Annotated in this window: 14 protein-coding genes; 2 read left to right on the top strand and 12 right to left on the bottom strand. The window is 69.8% G+C overall.

All coding sequences use genetic code 11. The annotated features are described in order from the left end of the window. Positions 1 to 48: 48 nt before the first annotated feature. Positions 49 to 717, bottom strand: a complete 669-nt coding sequence (gene rsmG / locus QZV97_RS07075) for a 16S rRNA (guanine(527)-N(7))-methyltransferase RsmG (protein ID WP_295640572.1) — start codon at positions 715 to 717, stop codon at positions 49 to 51. Then, a complete protein-coding gene (gene mnmG / locus QZV97_RS07070) occupies positions 714 to 2,702 on the bottom strand; it encodes a tRNA uridine-5-carboxymethylaminomethyl(34) synthesis enzyme MnmG (RefSeq protein WP_295640570.1) in 1,989 nt (662 codons plus the stop codon). Before mnmG ends, rsmG begins: the two co-directional genes overlap by 4 nt. A 156-nt stretch (positions 2,703 to 2,858) precedes the next feature. Here mnmG and QZV97_RS07065 point away from each other — a divergent pair, with 156 nt between their 5' ends. Next, the gene (locus QZV97_RS07065; RefSeq protein WP_295640568.1) at positions 2,859 to 3,623 is read left to right on the top strand and encodes an SDR family oxidoreductase; all 765 of its coding nucleotides are present in this window, start codon (positions 2,859 to 2,861) and stop codon (positions 3,621 to 3,623) included. Between the two features lie 13 nt (positions 3,624 to 3,636). Here QZV97_RS07065 and QZV97_RS07060 read toward each other — a convergent pair whose 3' ends face one another. The 4 genes from QZV97_RS07060 to QZV97_RS07045 form a co-directional block, all read right to left on the bottom strand. Continuing rightward, positions 3,637 to 3,858 carry a DUF2061 domain-containing protein gene (locus QZV97_RS07060; RefSeq protein ID WP_295640566.1) on the bottom strand — a complete coding sequence of 74 codons (222 nt, stop codon included), beginning with the start codon at positions 3,856 to 3,858 and terminating at the stop codon, positions 3,637 to 3,639. Positions 3,859 to 3,976: 118 nt separating this feature from the next. Next, entirely contained in the window at positions 3,977 to 6,121 is a 2,145-nt protein-coding gene (locus QZV97_RS07055; RefSeq protein ID WP_295640564.1) for a peptidase domain-containing ABC transporter, read from the bottom strand. A gap of 8 nt (positions 6,122 to 6,129) precedes the next feature. Then, positions 6,130 to 7,416: an HlyD family efflux transporter periplasmic adaptor subunit gene (locus QZV97_RS07050; RefSeq protein ID WP_295640562.1), complete on the bottom strand. Its 1,287-nt coding sequence runs from the start codon at positions 7,414 to 7,416 to the stop codon at positions 6,130 to 6,132. A 365-nt stretch (positions 7,417 to 7,781) separates the two neighbouring features. Continuing rightward, the gene (locus tag QZV97_RS07045) at positions 7,782 to 8,507 is read right to left on the bottom strand and encodes an autoinducer binding domain-containing protein (RefSeq protein WP_295640560.1); all 726 of its coding nucleotides are present in this window, start codon (positions 8,505 to 8,507) and stop codon (positions 7,782 to 7,784) included. Positions 8,508 to 8,773: 266 nt separating this feature from the next. Here QZV97_RS07045 and QZV97_RS07040 point away from each other — a divergent pair, with 266 nt between their 5' ends. Then, a complete protein-coding gene (locus QZV97_RS07040; RefSeq protein WP_295640558.1) occupies positions 8,774 to 9,100 on the top strand; it encodes a hypothetical protein in 327 nt (108 codons plus the stop codon). Positions 9,101 to 9,233: 133 nt separating this feature from the next. On the opposite strand, the gene QZV97_RS07035 is transcribed toward QZV97_RS07040, so the two are convergent. The 6 genes from QZV97_RS07035 to QZV97_RS07010 form a co-directional block, all read right to left on the bottom strand. After that, complete coding sequence (locus tag QZV97_RS07035) at positions 9,234 to 10,400, bottom strand: ABC transporter permease (protein WP_295640556.1); 1,167 nt, start codon at positions 10,398 to 10,400, stop codon at positions 9,234 to 9,236. Then, positions 10,397 to 11,194, bottom strand: coding sequence for an ATP-binding cassette domain-containing protein (locus QZV97_RS07030; RefSeq protein WP_295640554.1), 798 nt, complete (start codon positions 11,192 to 11,194; stop codon positions 10,397 to 10,399). The genes QZV97_RS07035 and QZV97_RS07030 overlap by 4 nt, the downstream gene beginning before the upstream one ends. After that, positions 11,191 to 12,669, bottom strand: a complete 1,479-nt coding sequence (locus QZV97_RS07025) for an alpha/beta fold hydrolase (RefSeq protein ID WP_295640552.1) — start codon at positions 12,667 to 12,669, stop codon at positions 11,191 to 11,193. The genes QZV97_RS07030 and QZV97_RS07025 overlap by 4 nt, the downstream gene beginning before the upstream one ends. A 47-nt stretch (positions 12,670 to 12,716) precedes the next feature. Then, on the bottom strand, positions 12,717 to 13,478 hold the full coding sequence (locus tag QZV97_RS07020) for a TSUP family transporter (protein ID WP_295640551.1): 762 nt from the start codon (positions 13,476 to 13,478) through the stop codon (positions 12,717 to 12,719). 301 nt (positions 13,479 to 13,779) lie between these two features. Beyond that, positions 13,780 to 15,426, bottom strand: coding sequence for a GMC family oxidoreductase N-terminal domain-containing protein (locus QZV97_RS07015; RefSeq protein WP_295640549.1), 1,647 nt, complete (start codon positions 15,424 to 15,426; stop codon positions 13,780 to 13,782). Between the two features lie 8 nt (positions 15,427 to 15,434). Beyond that, on the bottom strand, positions 15,435 to 16,073 hold the full coding sequence (locus QZV97_RS07010) for a MarC family protein (protein ID WP_295640546.1): 639 nt from the start codon (positions 16,071 to 16,073) through the stop codon (positions 15,435 to 15,437). Positions 16,074 to 16,089 lie beyond the last annotated feature (16 nt).

Here is a 16,089-nt window from a genome sequence, read left to right as displayed (position 1 = left end):
GGGCAGAATTCAAACCAGAAAACAGACTGGTTGAATTTTCTGGTCTATTCATGCTGCGGTCAAGCTGGAACGCATCCAGACGATGCAGCGTTCGGCGTCGAGACCGGGAACCCGCAGCGGTTCCACGTGAAACGCAACGATGTCGGACGGGAGAACTGCCAGTTCGTCGTCGGGAGCGCGCCCCTTCATCGCCATCCAGTGCCCGCCCGGGGCCAGCACGCGCCGCGTCAGATGGGCAAAGTCTTCCAGCGACGAGAAAGCCCGAGACACGACGATGTCCCACTGCCCGGTCACGTCTTCGACGCGCGCATGCACGGCGACAAGATGCTCGAGCCCAAGCTCTGCCCCGACCTGCCGGATGAAGCCCGCCTTCTTGCCGACCGCGTCGACGCAGGTCACCGAGATCTCGGGGCAAGCCACTGCGACGACGATGCCCGGCAAGCCCGCGCCGCTGCCGACATCGAGCAAAGTCGCCGGCCGGCCGCCCGTCATCCGGCGCAAGGGAGCGACCACGGCCAGGCTGTCGAGCAGATGCTGCGTCAGCATCTGCGCAGGATCGCGGACGGCGGTGAGGTTGTAGACGCGGGTCCACTGGACGATCAGCGACAGATAACGCAACAGCTGCTGCTGCTGAGCCGTGTCCAGCGCGATCCCGAGCTCTTCGGCCCCGTCACGCAGCCGCGCTGCCAGCCCTGGATCGTCAGCGACACCGCTCATGCGGCGGCACCGGAGCGGTCCTTGGCGACGAATCCGTGGAACCGGCCCTTCTTCAGATGGACCAGCAGCAGCGAGATCGCGGCCGGGGTCACGCCCGAGATGCGAGAAGCCTGACCGAGAGTCTGCGGCCGCTGCGTCTGGAGCTTCTGCCGCACCTCGTGGCTCAAGGCCGCGACCTCGCGGTAGTCCAAGGCGTCGGGCAGGCGCAGGTTTTCGTAGTGCGACGCTCGCTCGACGTCGTCATTCTGCTTGTCGATGTAGCCGGCGTACTTGGTCGCGATCTCCAGTTGCTCGATCACGGCGTCAGCGAGCGGGCCGCCCAACTCGCCTCTCAGGGCGGCGCGATCGGTCGGTGCAGAAGCCTCGGCGCCGGGGGCGGTCCGCCGCGGCTGGGCGAGCCGCGCGATCTCGGCGACGACGTCGAAACCGACGCCGGGCCGGCGCAGCAGATCGGTCAGCGAATATTCGTGCTCGAGCGCCTTGCCCAGCAGACGCTCCGCCTCGTCGGCCGGCAGGATTCTCGGATTCACCCAGGTCGACTTCAGGCGCTCGGTTTCACGTGAAACAGCATCGCGCTTTCGGTTGAAAGCCGCCCAGCGTTCGTCGTGGACCAGGCCCAGTTGCCGCCCGGCGTCCGTCAGACGCAGGTCGGCGTTGTCCTCGCGCAGCTGCAGCCGGAACTCGGCGCGGCTCGTGAACATGCGGTAGGGTTCGGTCACGCCCTTTGTGACCAGATCGTCCACCAGGACCCCGAGGTAGGCCTGATCCCGCGCCGGCAGCCATGCAGCCTGGCCTCGCACCGACAAGGCGGCGTTCAGCCCGGCGAACAGCCCCTGGGCTGCGGCCTCCTCGTAACCCGTCGTCCCGTTGATCTGCCCGGCGAAGAACAAGCCGGCCACCGCGCGGGTCTCGAAGCTGGACTTCAGGCCACGCGGGTCGAAGTAGTCGTACTCGATGGCATAGCCGGGGCGCAGGATGTGCGCCCCCTCGAGGCCCGGCATCGACCGCAGCGCCGCCAGCTGGACGTCGAAAGGCAGCGAGGTCGAGATGCCGTTCGGATAGAACTCGTTCGTCGTCAGGCCTTCAGGCTCCAGGAAGATCTGGTGCGAGTCCTTGTCGGCGAAGCGATTGACCTTGTCCTCGATGCTCGGGCAGTAGCGCGGCCCCACCCCTTCGATCACGCCCGAGAACATCGGGCTGCGATCGAAGCCGCTGCGGATGATCTCGTGCGTACGCTGGTTGGTATGGGTGATCCAGCACGACAACTGCCGCGGATGCATCGCGCAGTCGCCCATGAAGCTGAACACCGGCACCGGCTCCAGGTCCCCGGGCTGCTCGACCAGTCGCTCGAAGGCGATCGTCCGACCGTCGATGCGCGGCGGCGTACCTGTCTTGAGCCGTCCCTGCGGCAAGGCCAGTTCCTTCAGTCGCGCCGACAGCCGCTGCGCCGGCGGATCGCCCGCTCGGCCCGCACTGTAGTTCTCCAATCCCACATGGATGCGCCCATCCAGGAAAGTGCCGGCCGTCAGCACCACTGACTTTCCACGAAAGCGTATGCCCACTTGTGTGATGGCACCGACGACACGGTCTCCCTCCAGCATCAGGTCATCGACCGCCTGCTGGAAGATCCACAAGCCCGGCTGGTTCTCCAGGCGTCGCCGGATCGCCGCCTTGTAGAGCACGCGGTCTGCCTGGGCCCGGGTCGCCCGGACAGCCGGTCCCTTGGAGCCATTGAGGATGCGGAACTGGATACCCGCCTCGTCCGTCGCCAATGCCATCGCGCCGCCGAGGGCGTCGACCTCCTTGACGAGATGCCCCTTGCCGATCCCGCCGATCGACGGATTGCAGCTCATCTGGCCGAGCGTCTCGATGTTGTGCGTCAGCAGCAGCGTCGTGCAGCCCATGCGCGCAGCGGCGAGCGCCGCCTCGGTGCCGGCATGGCCGCCACCGACGACGATGACATCGAACTCCTGGGGATAGAGCATCTCGGGTCCTGGGTTGCGGCGGGGGATCGCCGCCAGGCGCCGGCGAAGGAGTCGCCGTGCCGAAGCCTAAATTTTAAGCAGTCGGCCGTCGTCGCCGCAGACCCTGCGCGCCGCGCGGCGACAATGCCGCGGCTGCTTCGCCGCCGCACCGCAAGCATGAGCTCACCCTTCTCGCTGAACGATCGTGTCGCACTCGTCACCGGCGCCGCTCGCGGTCTGGGCCTGGAGATCGCGCGCGGCCTGGCGCTGGCCGGCGCCCGGGTCTGGCTGAACGGCCGCGACGCAGGCGCCCTCGAGCGCGCGGTGGCGGCACTGGCCGGCGAACACCCGCCCGGCGAACTGCACGCCCTGCCCTTCGACGTCGCCGACGAGGCCGCCGCGACGCAGGCCTTCGAGCGCATCGCCGCGCGTCACGGCCGGCTCGACGTGCTCGTCAACAACGTGGGCCAGCGCGATCGGCGCGCACTCGACGCGTTCTCGCTCGACGACGTGCGGCGCCTGCTCGACGTGAACCTGGTGGCGCCCTTCGACCTGGCGCGCCGCGCGGCACACCTGATGCCGGCCGGCGGGCGCATCGTCAACATCACGTCGATCGCAGGCCCGATCGCACGCGACGGCGACGCGGTCTACACCGCCGCCAAGGGCGGCCTCGACGCGCTGACGCGGGCGCTCGCGGCAGAGCTGGGCACGCGGGGCATCAACGTCAACGCCGTGGCGCCCGGCTTCTTCGCGACCGAGACCAATGCCAGCCTCGCCGCGGACCCGCGAACGGTCGAGTGGCTGCGGCAGCGCACGTCCCTGGGCCGCGGCGGCCAGCCGCCCGAGATCGCCGGCGCGGTGGTGTTCCTCGCGTCGCCGGCAGCCAGCTACATCACTGGCCAGACGCTCGCCGTGGACGGCGGCTATCTGGCGCACTTCTGACGGAGGCCAGGCCTCAGGCCCGCGCCAGCGACGGCAGCGCACCGGCCCAGCGGGCACGCAGCGCCTGGAACGCCGGGTGGTCCCAGTAGCGGTCGAAGAAGTAATGGGCCACGGTGTTGACCAGCGGCTCGATGACGGTGATGGCGCCGGCGATCGTGACGCTGCCCGTCAATGCGTAGCTCACCCCGAAGGCGATCCCGATGTGCATGACGCCGAAGCTGGCGGACTTGGCCATCTCTGCCTCACGAATGAAGTTCTGCGATCCGATATTCTGTGGCTATCGGCCGTTCGTGGCGATGGGGTGATGGCAATCACCGGCATAGCCCGCCTGCCGCGCCTGCGGACGGCGCCAGTCAGTTCGGGCCGGATGACGCGGCGTCCGTGCCGCCACCGACGCTGCGCAAGTCCTGCGCGACCCGCCCGCCCTGCAGCACGATCACCCGGCCGGCCGCGGCGATGGTCTCGGGCCGGTGGGCGACGATCACGCGCGTGATGCTGAGCCCGCGGATCGCCTGGTTCACGAGGCGCTCCCGATCGACGTCGAGCGCGCTGGTCGCCTCGTCGAGGAACAGGATCTGCGGCCGCTTGTACAGCGCGCGCGCCAGCAGGATGCGCTGCTTCTGCCCGCCCGACAGGCTGGCACCCATGTCGCCGATGAGCGTGTGATAACCCATCGGCAGCGCCTCGATCTCGTCGTTGACGCAGGCCAGCCGCGCACACTCCTCGATCCAGGCCTTGTCGGGCTGGACGTCGAAGAAGGCGATGTTGTCGGCGATCGAGCCGGCGAACAGTTGGTCGTCCTGCATCACCGTGCCGATCATGGCGCGCCAGCGCGACAGGCCGAGCTGCGCCAGCGCGACCCCGCCCACGCGAATCTCGCCGGCCTGCGGCGCATGGATGCCCAGCATCAGCTTGACCAGCGTGGTCTTGCCGCACCCCGACGGGCCGACGATGGCCACGGCCTCGCCGGGCTCGATCGCCAGGCTGCAGTCCTTCAGCACGTCGGGCTCGGTATCGGCGTAGCGGAACGCGACCTGCTGCACCTCGATGCGTGCCGCGAACTCGCGCGGCGCCTCGACCCCGTCGGCCTGCGGCTCGGGCGTCGCGAGCACGATGTCGGCCAGCCGCTCGCCCTGCAGCCGCAGCATCTTCAGCTCGACCAGCTTGTCGACGAGGCCGCTGATGCGCTGGGCGAACTGCTCCTTGAAGGCGAGGAAGGCGAACAACATGCCGACCGTGAACTGCTGCTGCATCACCAGCAAGGCGCCCACGCCGATGACGGCGATGCGCTCGAGGCCGAACACGAGCTTGTTCAGCACGCCGAAAGCCAGGTCGAGCTTGCGCGTCGCGATGTCGGCGTTCATCGCATCGACCACGAGATTCATGAAGCGCGCGCGCCGTTCGTCCTGGCGATTGAACAGCTTGATGGCCTGCACGCCGCGCAGGGACTCGAGGAAGTGCGTCGAGCGCTTGGCCTCGTGGACGATCGCCTCCTCGGTCGCCTCGCGCAGGGGCCGGAAGAACGTCCAGCGCAGCAGCGCATAGACCGCCACCGCGCCGAGCGCGATCGCCGTCAGGCCCAGGCTGTACACCGCCATCATCGCCAGCGTCACCACGACCAGCAGGCCGTCGAGCACCGCCTCGATGAAGCTCGTCGTCAGCGTCTGCTGGATCTTCTGGATCGCACCGAAGCGCGACATCACGTCGCCGGCGTGGCGCTTCTCGAACCAGGCGACCGGCAGGCGCATCAGATGGGCGAACACGTTGCCGAGCCACTGCAGGTTCAACGTGCTCGACAGGTAGAGCACGGCCCAGGAACGCAGTGCACCGGTTGCGACCTGCAGGCACACCAGCAGACCGAAGCCGATCGCCAGCGTCAGCAGCAGATCGCGGTCGGCGCTCAACAGCGCGCCATCCACCACCCACTGCAGGAAGAACGGCGCCAGCAGCATGAAGACCTCGAGGGCCAGCGCCAGCAGGAAGATCTGCGCGAGCGAGCGCTTCAGGCCGCTCACCGGGCCCAGCAGCTGCCGGAGGCCGACCTGCTGGCGTTCGGTGCGCGACTCGAAGCCGGTGCCGGGCGTCAGTTCGAGCACGACGCCGGTGAAGTGTCGCGACACTTCCGCCAGCGGCAGGCGGCGCACGCCGCGCGCCGGGTCGTGGATCACGGCGACACCGCGACGGACCGCGGCCAGCACGACGAAGTGGTTCAGATCCCAGTGCAGCACGCACGGCAGGTTCAGCTGTGGCAGGTGAGCCAGCTCGGCGCGCAGCGGCCGGGCGTTCAGCTGCATCTGTCCGGCCATGCGAACCAGGTCGGCCAGCGTCGCCCCCTTCAGCGACAGCGAGAAGCGCTGCCGCAGCGTCGGCAGATCGCTGCGCTGGCCGTGATGGGACGCGATCATCGCCAGACAGGCCAGCCCGCATTCGGCGGCCTCGGTCTGCAGCAGCATCGGCAGCCGAGAACCGCCGAAGCCCAGGCGCAGCGCGTCGAGCATCGCGGCGCTCAGGTCCGCCCGCCGGTGACCCGACCCGTCAGGCCGAGCAGGGGCTCGAACAGCCACTCGATCAGGCGGCGCCGGTCGAGCTGCACGTCGGCCTCGAGTTGCATGCCGGCCGTCAGCGGCTGGGCCTGGCCGTAGGCATCGACGGTCTGCTGCTGCAGCGCGACGGTGATGCGATACAGCGGCTCGCCGTTGACGGTCGAGTAGGTGTTGGCCACGCCGGCCAGCGGCACGTTGCTCAGCTCGCCGGCCTGCAGCGGCGTGCGCGACACCTGCAACACCTGCCCCAGCTGGTGCCCGAACTTCTGGTACGGATAGGCCGCGTAGCGCAGCAGCACCGACTGGTCGGGCCGCACGAAGCCGAGTGCGCTCGACGGCGCGTAAAGATGCGCCTGCAAGCGCGCGTCCGCCGGCACCAGACTGGCCAGCGCCGCCGACGGCGACACCGACTGCCCGGGCTCGGCCAGCACGGTGCCGATCACACCGTCGGTCGGTGCGCGCACGACGATGCGCTGCCTCGATTCGGCTTCGGCCGCCTCCTTGGCCACGGTGGCGAGGTCGCGCTCGAGCTCGCCGCTGGTGGTCTGGGCGCGCAAGGGGAGCTCGCGCCGCTGGGCTTCGAGCGTACCGATCTCCCGCTGCTGGCTGGCGCGCTGGCGCTCCAGGCCCTGTAGCTGGGCCTCGACCGCCAGCACTTCCTCGGACTTGGCCTGGACCTGGGCGGAGGAGATGTACTGGTCGGCCAGCAAGGACTCGAGCCGGGCCAGCGCCTGCCGGGCCAGGGCCAGGCGCTGCCGGTGGAGCTTGGCTTCGGTGTCGAGCTGGACGAGTTCGCTGCGGCGGTCGGCCAGCTGACGCTCCAGCGCCGCGCGCTGCGCTTCGAGGAGATCGGCTTGCTGCTGCAGCGCGCCCTGCAGGCTGCGCTCCTTGGCTGCCAGGCTCTGCTGGACCGAGGCCTGGGCGTCGCCGGACGCGGTCCCACGATCGACGGAGAGCACGAACATCACGTCGCCCCGCCGGACCGTCGCGCCTTCGCGAGCGGTTCGTTCGACGACCGTGGCGGTTTCGGGCGTCACCAGCCGGATCACGCCCCGGTCGGGGACGAGGACGCCCGGCACCCGTGCCTTGCGCGTGTACTCGCCCATCCACAGATAGGCCAGCACGATGGTGGCAGCGCCGACTGCGCAGGCAGTCAGCAAGGACAGGGACAGCGGCCTGATGAGCTGCATGCCGCCCAGCCAGGCATGGCGATGGGCGTCGACGACCTCGGATCGGAACAGGGACGGCATCAGCGCAAAACCGCCACGGATCAGCGTGGCGGCTCGGTCGTTCTCGCTAACTCAGGAAACGCGGGGCTCGCCCGCGGCACCTCGCCCGCTTACCAGCCGTTGCGCGGGGCGCCCACCTCACCGACACCGCCGCCCACCTTGCCGAGCAGGCTGGGATGCAGGGGGGTCGGAGCCGACGGGGCAGCCGCTTGGCCGGAAACACTCTTGAGGACGAGTTGAAGGAAGTTTTGCACGGTCTGCTCCTGGCTGGTGGCGCATCGCGACTCGCGATGCAGTGACAGCATTGAAGCAGCCCCCGCGATCGAGGGGTACTGGTAAGTCTTACAGGGGGTAGGGAAAACCCTAGTAACAGGGTGTAGCCCGGATCAGCGGATCAAGCCCAGTCGCAAGGCCTTGAGCACCGCCTGGTGCTTGTTGGTGCACTCGAGCTTGTGCATGGCGTTGTTGACATGCAGGACGGCCGTTCGCTCCGAGATGCCCATGATCGAGCCGACCTCCCAGGCCGTCTTGCCTTCCATGGTCCAGCGCAGGCTGTCGAGTTCGCGCGGCGTGAGCTTCGGACGCTCGGGCTGCAGACGCTCCGGCACCAGCACCCGCATCGCGGCGTCCTGCGCATGGACCGCGAACAACTGGAGGTCGGCGACGATGCGCGTGACCTCGCCGCGATCACGCGGCAAGGCCTGGTCGCGGTCTACGCCGAGCACGAAGTGGCGCCCCTCCGGCATGTGCAGCGCCAGGCACACGCCCGACCGGAAACCGTACCGAGCCTGCGTCTCCCACATGTCGCCGAGCCCGGCCGAAACGTAGGTGTTCTGGTCCCAGATGATCGGCACGCTGTTGCGCTTGCAGTGCTGCATCACCGGATCGAGGCGCATGCCTTCGACGTCCTCGATCGCATCGCGCCATGCATCGGGCGCGTTGTCGACCGCGACGAACTCGGTGTCGCCGACCGGATGATCGACGACGGTGATCGCCGACACGGTCTCGAAGCCGAGCTGCTTCGCGAAGCGCACGACTTCGCCGCGAAACTCATCACGGTTTCGCGCGTCGAGCACCGATTGATAGCTGCCTTGCAGCATCCCGCCGTTCATCGATTCCGCATGGTGTCAATCCCGATCCGTGACGGAATCGACTGGTTGTCCCTGACAAGGTTTACAGCTGTCAAAACCGCTCGCGCTGATCACACTGCAGACCATCGAAGCAGTTCATGGGCCACCGCCCATTCGACATCATGACGCCTGCATGGACCATCAGCGCGTGGCCGCCTGCATTGTGGCAGCCCGGCCGCGACTCGCCTCTTCACTTCGTGCACCTTGGCACACATGTGTCGGCCCGACTCAACACCGATTGGCCGAACATGGGTCAGTCGGTGTGGGGGGGTCGCGCCGGCGATACCGCGGCCGGCATCTCGTGGGACTGGATCGAGGTCGCTGACGGCATCGTCGCGATCGCCGACCCGATGATGATGACCACCAACCTGCGACTGCTCGGCAGCGAAGGCGAAGTGCTGACGGCACACGAGGTCGCTCCGCATCTCAACGCCATCGTGCATCGCCTGCCCTGGCAGGCCGAGGTGCGTCATGCGCTCGAGCAGGCCCGGCCGGCGCAGCAACCTGCCGTTGCGCAACGAAAGCGCGGCCTGCTGAGACTGCGCGACTTCGGCGCGCCGACTCAGCCGGGTTGATCCGGACGGAGGCGCGACAGGCGCGAGACGGCTGCAATCGGGGCGCATGCGCCTCCTGTGAGCGGGCACGGGCTGGCAAGGGTATTCGAAGCCGGAGAGGCTTGCAAAGCCCCGAGCTCGGTGGGTCGGCCGCTCAGCGCGTCGCCGCGGCACGCAGGTGCCGCGCGATGTACGCGAGGCTCAGGGCCGCCAGCACGCTGCTCACCGCGAGCGGCACCGCCACCTCGGCCGGCGACAGCGCATCGCCGCGCAGCACCCGGTTCATCAGCGTGTGCTGGGCGAGTGCCGGCAGCCAGATGAACCAGGGCTTCTCGCCGCCCTGGTTGAACAGCGCCACCAGCGGCAGCAGCGACACCGCCAGGATCACCACCGTGTTGCTCGCCTGCGCTTCCTTGAAGCTCTTGCAGCGGATCGCGACCGCCATCATCACGGCCGACAGTGCCGCCGCCAGCGGCACCAGCACCGCCAGGAAAGCCGCCGCCTCGCGCGGCCCGAAGATGAACAGCGCCCTCAGGGTCTCGCTGCGGATCAGCCACTGCGCCGGCAGGAAGCTCAGCACGCTGAGCAGGGCGATCAGCAGGCTCACCGCCGCCACCGCGCCCCACTTGCCGAGCACCAGCGCCATCGGCGACACCGGGTTGGCCAGCAGCGGCTCGAGCGAGCCGCGCTCGCGCTCGCCGGCCGTCGTGTCGAGTGCCGCATTCAGCGCGCCGTACAGCACGGCCATGATGACGAAGAACGGCAGCATGCCCGTGAACTGCGCGGCGCGGCTGCGCGAACTCGCGAGGTCGCGCTCCTCGACCTCCACGGCCCGCAGCATCGTCGTCGGTATCGCGCGCAGGGCCAGCGCCAGCGCACCGCGTTCGCGGTTGAATCCCTGCAGCAACCGCTCCAGCCGCCCGGTGCCGACCTCGGCCTGCCGGTTGCCGCTGCTGCTGACGATCAGCACCGTGGGTGCGTCGCCGCGGGCGAGGCGGTCCTCGAACCCGGGTTCGATCACCAGCACGGGATCCCCGAGGCTGGAGTCGCGCAACTTCGCCTCGTGATCGGCGGGCGCGGCCTCGATGCGGAAGGTCTGCCGTTCGATGTAGTTGCGCAGGCTCGGCGCGTGCTCCATGCCGACCGCCAGCACGACGCGCCGCTCGGCCCGCTCTTCCAGCGACGCCACCAGACCCGACAGCAGCACCAGCACCAGCGGGCCCATCAGCACCGAGCTCATCAGCACGGTCATCAGCGTGCGCCGGTCGCGCAACGCGTCGACGATCTCCTTGGCGAACACCGACCATGCTCGGCGGCTCATGAAGACCCTCCTCCCTCGACCGTCGTCAACTCGCGCCCGAACGCCAGCTTCACGAAGGCCTCTTCGAAGTCGTTCTCGCCGGTGCGCGCGCACAGCTCGGCCACCGTGCCCTCGGCCACCGTGCGGCCATGCGCCACGACGACGACCGCATCGCACAGGCGCTCGACCTCCTGCATGATGTGACTCGACAGCACGACGCACTTGCCGCCACCGGCGGGGCTGGCCAGGTGCCGAAGCGCCTCGCGCAGCGCGCGTGTCGACAGCACGTCGAGGCCGTTCGTCGGCTCGTCCAGGATGATGTTGGCCGGGTCGTGCACCAGCGCGCGCGCCAGCGCCGTCTTCATGCGCTCGCCCTGGCTGAAGCCGTCGGTACGTCGCTCGAGCAGCGGCTTCATGTCCAGCGTCTCGGCCAGCTGTTCGGCACGTGCGTGAGCGATGTCGCGCGCCATGCCCTGCAGGCTTGCGTAGTAGACGATGTTCTCGCGCGCGCTCAGGCGCGGGTACAGACCGCGTGCATCGCTCAGCACGCCCATGCGTCGCTGCGCGGCCTGCGTCTCGCGCAGCACGTCGATGCCGTCGACGGCGATCGTGCCGGCATCGGGCATCACCAGGCCGGCGATCATGCGCAGCGTCGTGGTCTTGCCGGCGCCGTTGGGGCCCAGCAGGCCGGTGATGCGGCCATCGGTCGCCGTGAAGCTCACCTGCTCGACCGCCACGATGCTCGCCGCGGCACGCGCGAACCAGCCCCGGCGCGGCGCCGCAAAGCGCTTGTGCAGGGCCTCGACGAGGATCACCGCGCGGCTCCCGGCAGCAGCGCATCCGGCCGGGGCGGCTCGAAGGCCGGCGGGCGCGGCAGGCGCGCCAGGCAATCGGCTTCGACCGCCAGCGCCTCGGCGTCGCTCGTGGCGTCGATGAAGCGATGCAGCACATCGCGCGCGCAGCCGATTGCCAGCACGCCGTGGCCCGCGTTCGCCACCACCACATGCCGCGCCTGCGGCCCCAGCGCCTCCACTGCACGCGCGCCATGGCGCGGCGGCGTCACCGGGTCGAGCGTGCCGCTCAGCGCCAGCACCGGCGCGGCAGACGGCGGCATCGCATAGAACTCCGGCGGCACCCGGGCCGGCGGCAAGCCCGTGCAGATCGCCTGATAGGGCCGCGCCAAGGCAGCCCCGAGGCCCGGTGCCGGCGCGACACCCGCAACCCGCGGCATGTCTTCGGCGCAGACGACGGCGAAGTGCATGCCCTCGGCCAGCCGCAGGCTGCGCGAGCCCGTGCCCAGGCCGCCGGCCAGACCGAGCAGGGCGCTGTAGCGGCCCTCGGCCGCTTCACCGATCGCGTAGGGCAGCGCCGCCGCCAGCGCCGGCGCATAGAGCGGGCCGCGCACCGTCGAGGCCAGCGTGTCCTGCGTCAGCGTGACGGAGACCTGTCGACCGCTCGCCGGATCGGTCACGCTGGCCGGCACCGGCAAGCGCGCGAGCAGGTCACGCCACTGCTCGCGCAGGCGCGGATGGCGTGCGCGGCAGGCCGCCTCGCGGTCGCAGTCGGCGAACAGCTGCTCCAGGGCCACCGCGACGTCCTCGCCCATGCTGGCCGGCAATGCCATGTCGGGCGGCGCCACGCCATCGATCACGATGCGACGCACCTGCCGGGGAAACTGCCGCAGGTACTCCAGCGCGGCACGCGTGCCGTAGGAGCCACCGACCAGGTTGACACGCGGGGCGCCGAGCCTTGCACGCACGGCGTCGGCATCGGCCATCGCGATCGTGGTCGTGTAGAAACGCAGATCACCGTGCGGCAGCGCACGCAATCGCTGCAGGCAATCGGCCAGCCGCTGGATCGCGCGCTCCGCATCGAGCTGCCAGGCGAGCGGCCGCGCATCGTCGCGCTCGCACTCCAGCGGCGCCGACCGGCCGGTGCCGCGCTGGTCGATGAAGACGAGGTCGCGCCGATTGCCGAGTCGCTGGAACAGCGGCAGCACCGACCCCGCCAGCGCGATCGCGCTCTGGCCCGGCCCGCCCGCGAAGAAGAAGACCGGATCGGGCAGCTTCTCGCGCGCCGTCGCCGGCACCACGACGAAGTGCACGGCGATCGTCCGGCCCTCCGGCTGCGCCGGGTCGAGGGGACGCGTGACGCTGCCGCACAGGACCTCGTGCTTCAGTCCGGCGACGCGGCAGGGCCGGGGCGTGCCGTCGTCTGCCGCCCATGCGGCAGCGCTCAGGCTCCAGGCCAGGCAGCAGGCTGCGGCAAGGCGGATCGGCAGGCTCGTCATGCGCCGCGATTCTGCGCGACGCGATCGATCCGGCGCGCGGCCGCCGGTCATCGCAGGAAGCCGTCGTAGCCGGTCTTGGCGATCAGCGCCGTGACGACGAACACGAACACGATGCGCACGAAGCCCGCGCCGTGCTTCAGCGCCAGGCGCGTACCGACCAGGCTGCCGATCACGTTGGCCACCGCCATCACCAGGGCGATGTGCCACCAGACATGGCCGGTCCACGCGAAGGCCGCCAGCGCCGCGACGTTGGTCGCGGTGTTCAGCAGCTTGGCCGAGGCACTGGCGTGCAGGAAGTCGTAGCCGAGCAGTCGCACGAACAGGAACACGAAGAAGCTGCCGGTGCCCGGGCCGAAGAAGCCGTCGTAGAAGCCGATCACGCTGCCGATCAGCGACGCCCAGGCCGCCTCGGCACGCGGGCCGTGACGCGGTGCGTGAATGCGGCCGAGGTCCTTGCGGGCCAGCGTGTAGAGCAGCACGCCCAGCAGCACGAAGGGCAGCGCGCGACGCAGGCCGTCGGCCGGCACCTGGGTCACCGTCCAGGCGCCGGCGAAGCTGCCGATCAGCGCCGCAGCCGCGGCCGGCAGCAGGGCATGCCAGGCCAGCGTCACGCGGCGCGAGAACTGCCACGTGGCCAGGGCCGTGCCCCAGACCGCCGCGCCCTTGTTGGTGCCGAACAGCGTGGCCGGTGCCGTGCCGGGAAAGACGCTGAACAGCGCCGGCACGAGGATCAGCCCGCCGCCCCCGACGATGGCATCGACGAAGCCGGCGAACAGCGACGCGAGGGTGACCGTGAAGAGATCGAGCATGCGGACAGGAGCGGGGCCGGAATCGGGGCGGCGGACAGCGAAACGCGAAGCACAAACTAAAAGAGCGCCAGGGGTACTGGCGCTCTCCAAGCGAAGGCTGGTCGGCCCGCGCTGTGCTCATCTCCATACAACGGGCGGTTGTCCAGACCGCCGCACTCTTCGCTTGTCTCCTCGATCCCCCGCCTGGCGGGGCGAACCCCGCCGCGAGTGGCCGAACTGTAGGGAGTGCGCCGCTGCACGGCATCGGGGTTTTCCTGCAGCATGTTGGTGCGGCGAGTCACTGCGGCGACAGCTTCGCCGCTCACGTCCGCCGATGCCCGTGGTCGGCGGCGATCCAGGCCGCCGCCTTCTCGGCAATCATCAGCGTCGGGCTGTTGGTGTTGCCGCTGGTGATGGTCGGCATCACGCTCGCATCGACCACCCGCAAGCCGCTCACGCCGCGCACGCGCAGCCGGGCATCGACCACCGCCTGGGCGTCGTCGTCGCGGCCCATGCGGCAGGTGCCGACGGGGTGGAAGATCGTCGTGCCGATGTCGCCGGCCAGGCGCGCCAGTTCCTCGTCGGTCTGGAACTGCACGCCGGGTCGAACCTCCTGCGGCCGGTACCGCCCCAGTGCCGGCTGGGCAGCGATGCGGCGCGTCAGGCGCAGACTGTCGGCCGCGATGCGACGGTCCTCGTCGGTGCCGAGGTAGTTGGCCGCGATCGCCGGGGCGTCCTCGAAGCGCGGGCTGACGATGCGCACGCTGCCGCGGCTCGTCGGATTGAGGTTGCACACGCTGGCGGTGAACGCATCGAAGTCGTGCAAGGGCTCGCCGAAGGCATCGAGGCTGAGCGGCTGCACGTGGTACTCCAGGTTGGGCCAGGCGCGCTCGGGCGAGGACTTCGTGAAGGCGCCCAGCTGCGAGGGCGCCATGCTCATCGGCCCGCTGCGCCTGAGCAGGTACTCGAGGCCGATGCGGGCCTTGCCGAGCGTCGAGTTCGCCAGCGTGTTGAGCGTCTTCACGCCCTGCACCGAGAACACCGCGCGGATCTGCAAGTGGTCCTGCAGGTTCTCGCCGACGCCCGGCAGCTCGTGCCACACGCCGAGGCCGTGACGCTGCAAGAGGTCGCCGGGCCCGACGCCCGACAGCTGCAGGAGCTGCGGCGTGCCGACCGCGCCGGCCGCCAGCAGCACCTCGCCCGAGGCCCGCACGGTCTGCAGGCCCTGCGGCGTCACGACCTCGCAGCCCGTGCATTGCAGCGGGCCGTCGGCGCGACGCTCGAGCAGCAGCCGCGTCACCTGGGCGCCGGTCCACAGCTCGAAGTTCGGCCGGCCGTAGCAGGTCGGGCGCAGGAAGGCCTTGGCCGTGTTCCAGCGCCAGCCGGCACGCTGGTTCACCTCGAAGTAGCCGACGCCCTCGTTGTTGCCGCGGTTGAAGTCGGCGGTGGCCGGGATGCCGGCCTGCTGCGCCGCCAGCGCGAAAGCGTCCAGCACGTCCCAGCGCAGGCGCTGCTTCTCGACGCGCCACTCGCCGCCGGCGCCATGCAGGGCGTCGGCTCCGGCGTGATGGTCTTCGTGCTGCCTGAAGACCGGCAGGCAGGCGTCCCAGCGCCAGCTGTCGTCGCCGGTCAACTGCGCCCAGTGGTCGTAGTCGCGCGACTGGCCGCGCATGTAGATCATGCCGTTGATGCTGGAGCAGCCGCCCAGCACCTTGCCGCGCGGGTAGCGCAGCGAGCGGCCGTTGAGGCCGGGATCGGGCTCCGTCTTGTAGAGCCAGTCGGTGCGCGGGTTGCCGATGCAGTACAGGTAGCCGACCGGGATGTGGATCCAGTGGTAGTCGTCGCGGCCGCCCGCCTCGAGCAGCAGCACGCGCTTGCTCGGGTCGGCGCTCAGCCGGTTGGCCAGCAGGCAGCCGGCGGTGCCGGCACCGATGACGATGTGGTCGAACGTCGGGACGTCGTCGCTCATGGGTCGCGTCAGCGGCTCAGGTGGCTGGCCAGCACCGGGAACAGCTTCACCAGCCCGTCGGCCATGATCTCGACCGCCATCGCGGCCAGGATCAGGCCCATCAGCCGCGTCATCACGTTGATGCCGGTCTTGCCCAGCACCCGGGCGATGCGGCCGGACGCCGCAAAGGCGAGGTAGACCGCGACCCCGATCACCACGCCGTACAGCACCAGCGTGCCGAGCTGCGACCAGTGCCGGGTGCGCTCCGCGTAGATGACCATGGTCGAGATCGTGGCCGGCCCGGTCAGCAGCGGGATGGTCAGCGGCACGACCGCGATGCTGGCGCCGGCATCGGCCTTCTCGGCGCCTTCGTCGACGTCTTCCTTGGTCGTGTCGGCCGGCTTGGCATTGAGCATCTGCAGCGAGCTGATCAGCAGCAAGGTCCCGCCGCCGACCTGGAAGGACGCGATGCTGATGCCGAAGAACTCGATGATCTGCAGCCCGGCCACGGCGCTGACCGCGATCACGACGAAGGCGCTGAAGGCACTGACGCGGATCGTGCGCAGCCGCTGCTCGCGGCTGAAGCCCTGGGTGAAGCTGATGAAGAAGGGAATCGCACCGATCGGGTTGACGATGGCCAGCAGGGCGATCAGCGGCTTCAGGTCCATCGGCGCATTGTGGCGC

Source organism: uncultured Methylibium sp., from assembly GCF_902826655.1.
Classification (GTDB): domain Bacteria; phylum Pseudomonadota; class Gammaproteobacteria; order Burkholderiales; family Burkholderiaceae_C; genus Methylibium.
Note: the sequence above shows the minus strand (reverse complement) of the source record. Positions and strands in the feature narration are given on the sequence as shown.

Coding starts and splice junctions, on each gene's coding strand:
- rsmG (WP_295640572.1), bottom strand. CDS start 717: ATGAGCGGTGTCGCTGACGATCCAGGGCTGGCAGCGCGGCTGCGTGAC.
- mnmG (WP_295640570.1), bottom strand. CDS start 2,702: ATGCTCTATCCCCAGGAGTTCGATGTCATCGTCGTCGGTGGCGGCCAT.
- QZV97_RS07065 (WP_295640568.1), top strand. CDS start 2,859: ATGAGCTCACCCTTCTCGCTGAACGATCGTGTCGCACTCGTCACCGGC.
- QZV97_RS07060 (WP_295640566.1), bottom strand. CDS start 3,858: ATGGCCAAGTCCGCCAGCTTCGGCGTCATGCACATCGGGATCGCCTTC.
- QZV97_RS07055 (WP_295640564.1), bottom strand. CDS start 6,121: ATGCTCGACGCGCTGCGCCTGGGCTTCGGCGGTTCTCGGCTGCCGATG.
- QZV97_RS07050 (WP_295640562.1), bottom strand. CDS start 7,416: ATGCCGTCCCTGTTCCGATCCGAGGTCGTCGACGCCCATCGCCATGCC.
- QZV97_RS07045 (WP_295640560.1), bottom strand. CDS start 8,507: ATGAACGGCGGGATGCTGCAAGGCAGCTATCAATCGGTGCTCGACGCG.
- QZV97_RS07040 (WP_295640558.1), top strand. CDS start 8,774: ATGGGTCAGTCGGTGTGGGGGGGTCGCGCCGGCGATACCGCGGCCGGC.
- QZV97_RS07035 (WP_295640556.1), bottom strand. CDS start 10,400: ATGAGCCGCCGAGCATGGTCGGTGTTCGCCAAGGAGATCGTCGACGCG.
- QZV97_RS07025 (WP_295640552.1), bottom strand. CDS start 12,669: ATGACGAGCCTGCCGATCCGCCTTGCCGCAGCCTGCTGCCTGGCCTGG.
- QZV97_RS07020 (WP_295640551.1), bottom strand. CDS start 13,478: ATGCTCGATCTCTTCACGGTCACCCTCGCGTCGCTGTTCGCCGGCTTC.
- QZV97_RS07015 (WP_295640549.1), bottom strand. CDS start 15,426: ATGAGCGACGACGTCCCGACGTTCGACCACATCGTCATCGGTGCCGGC.
- QZV97_RS07010 (WP_295640546.1), bottom strand. CDS start 16,073: ATGGACCTGAAGCCGCTGATCGCCCTGCTGGCCATCGTCAACCCGATC.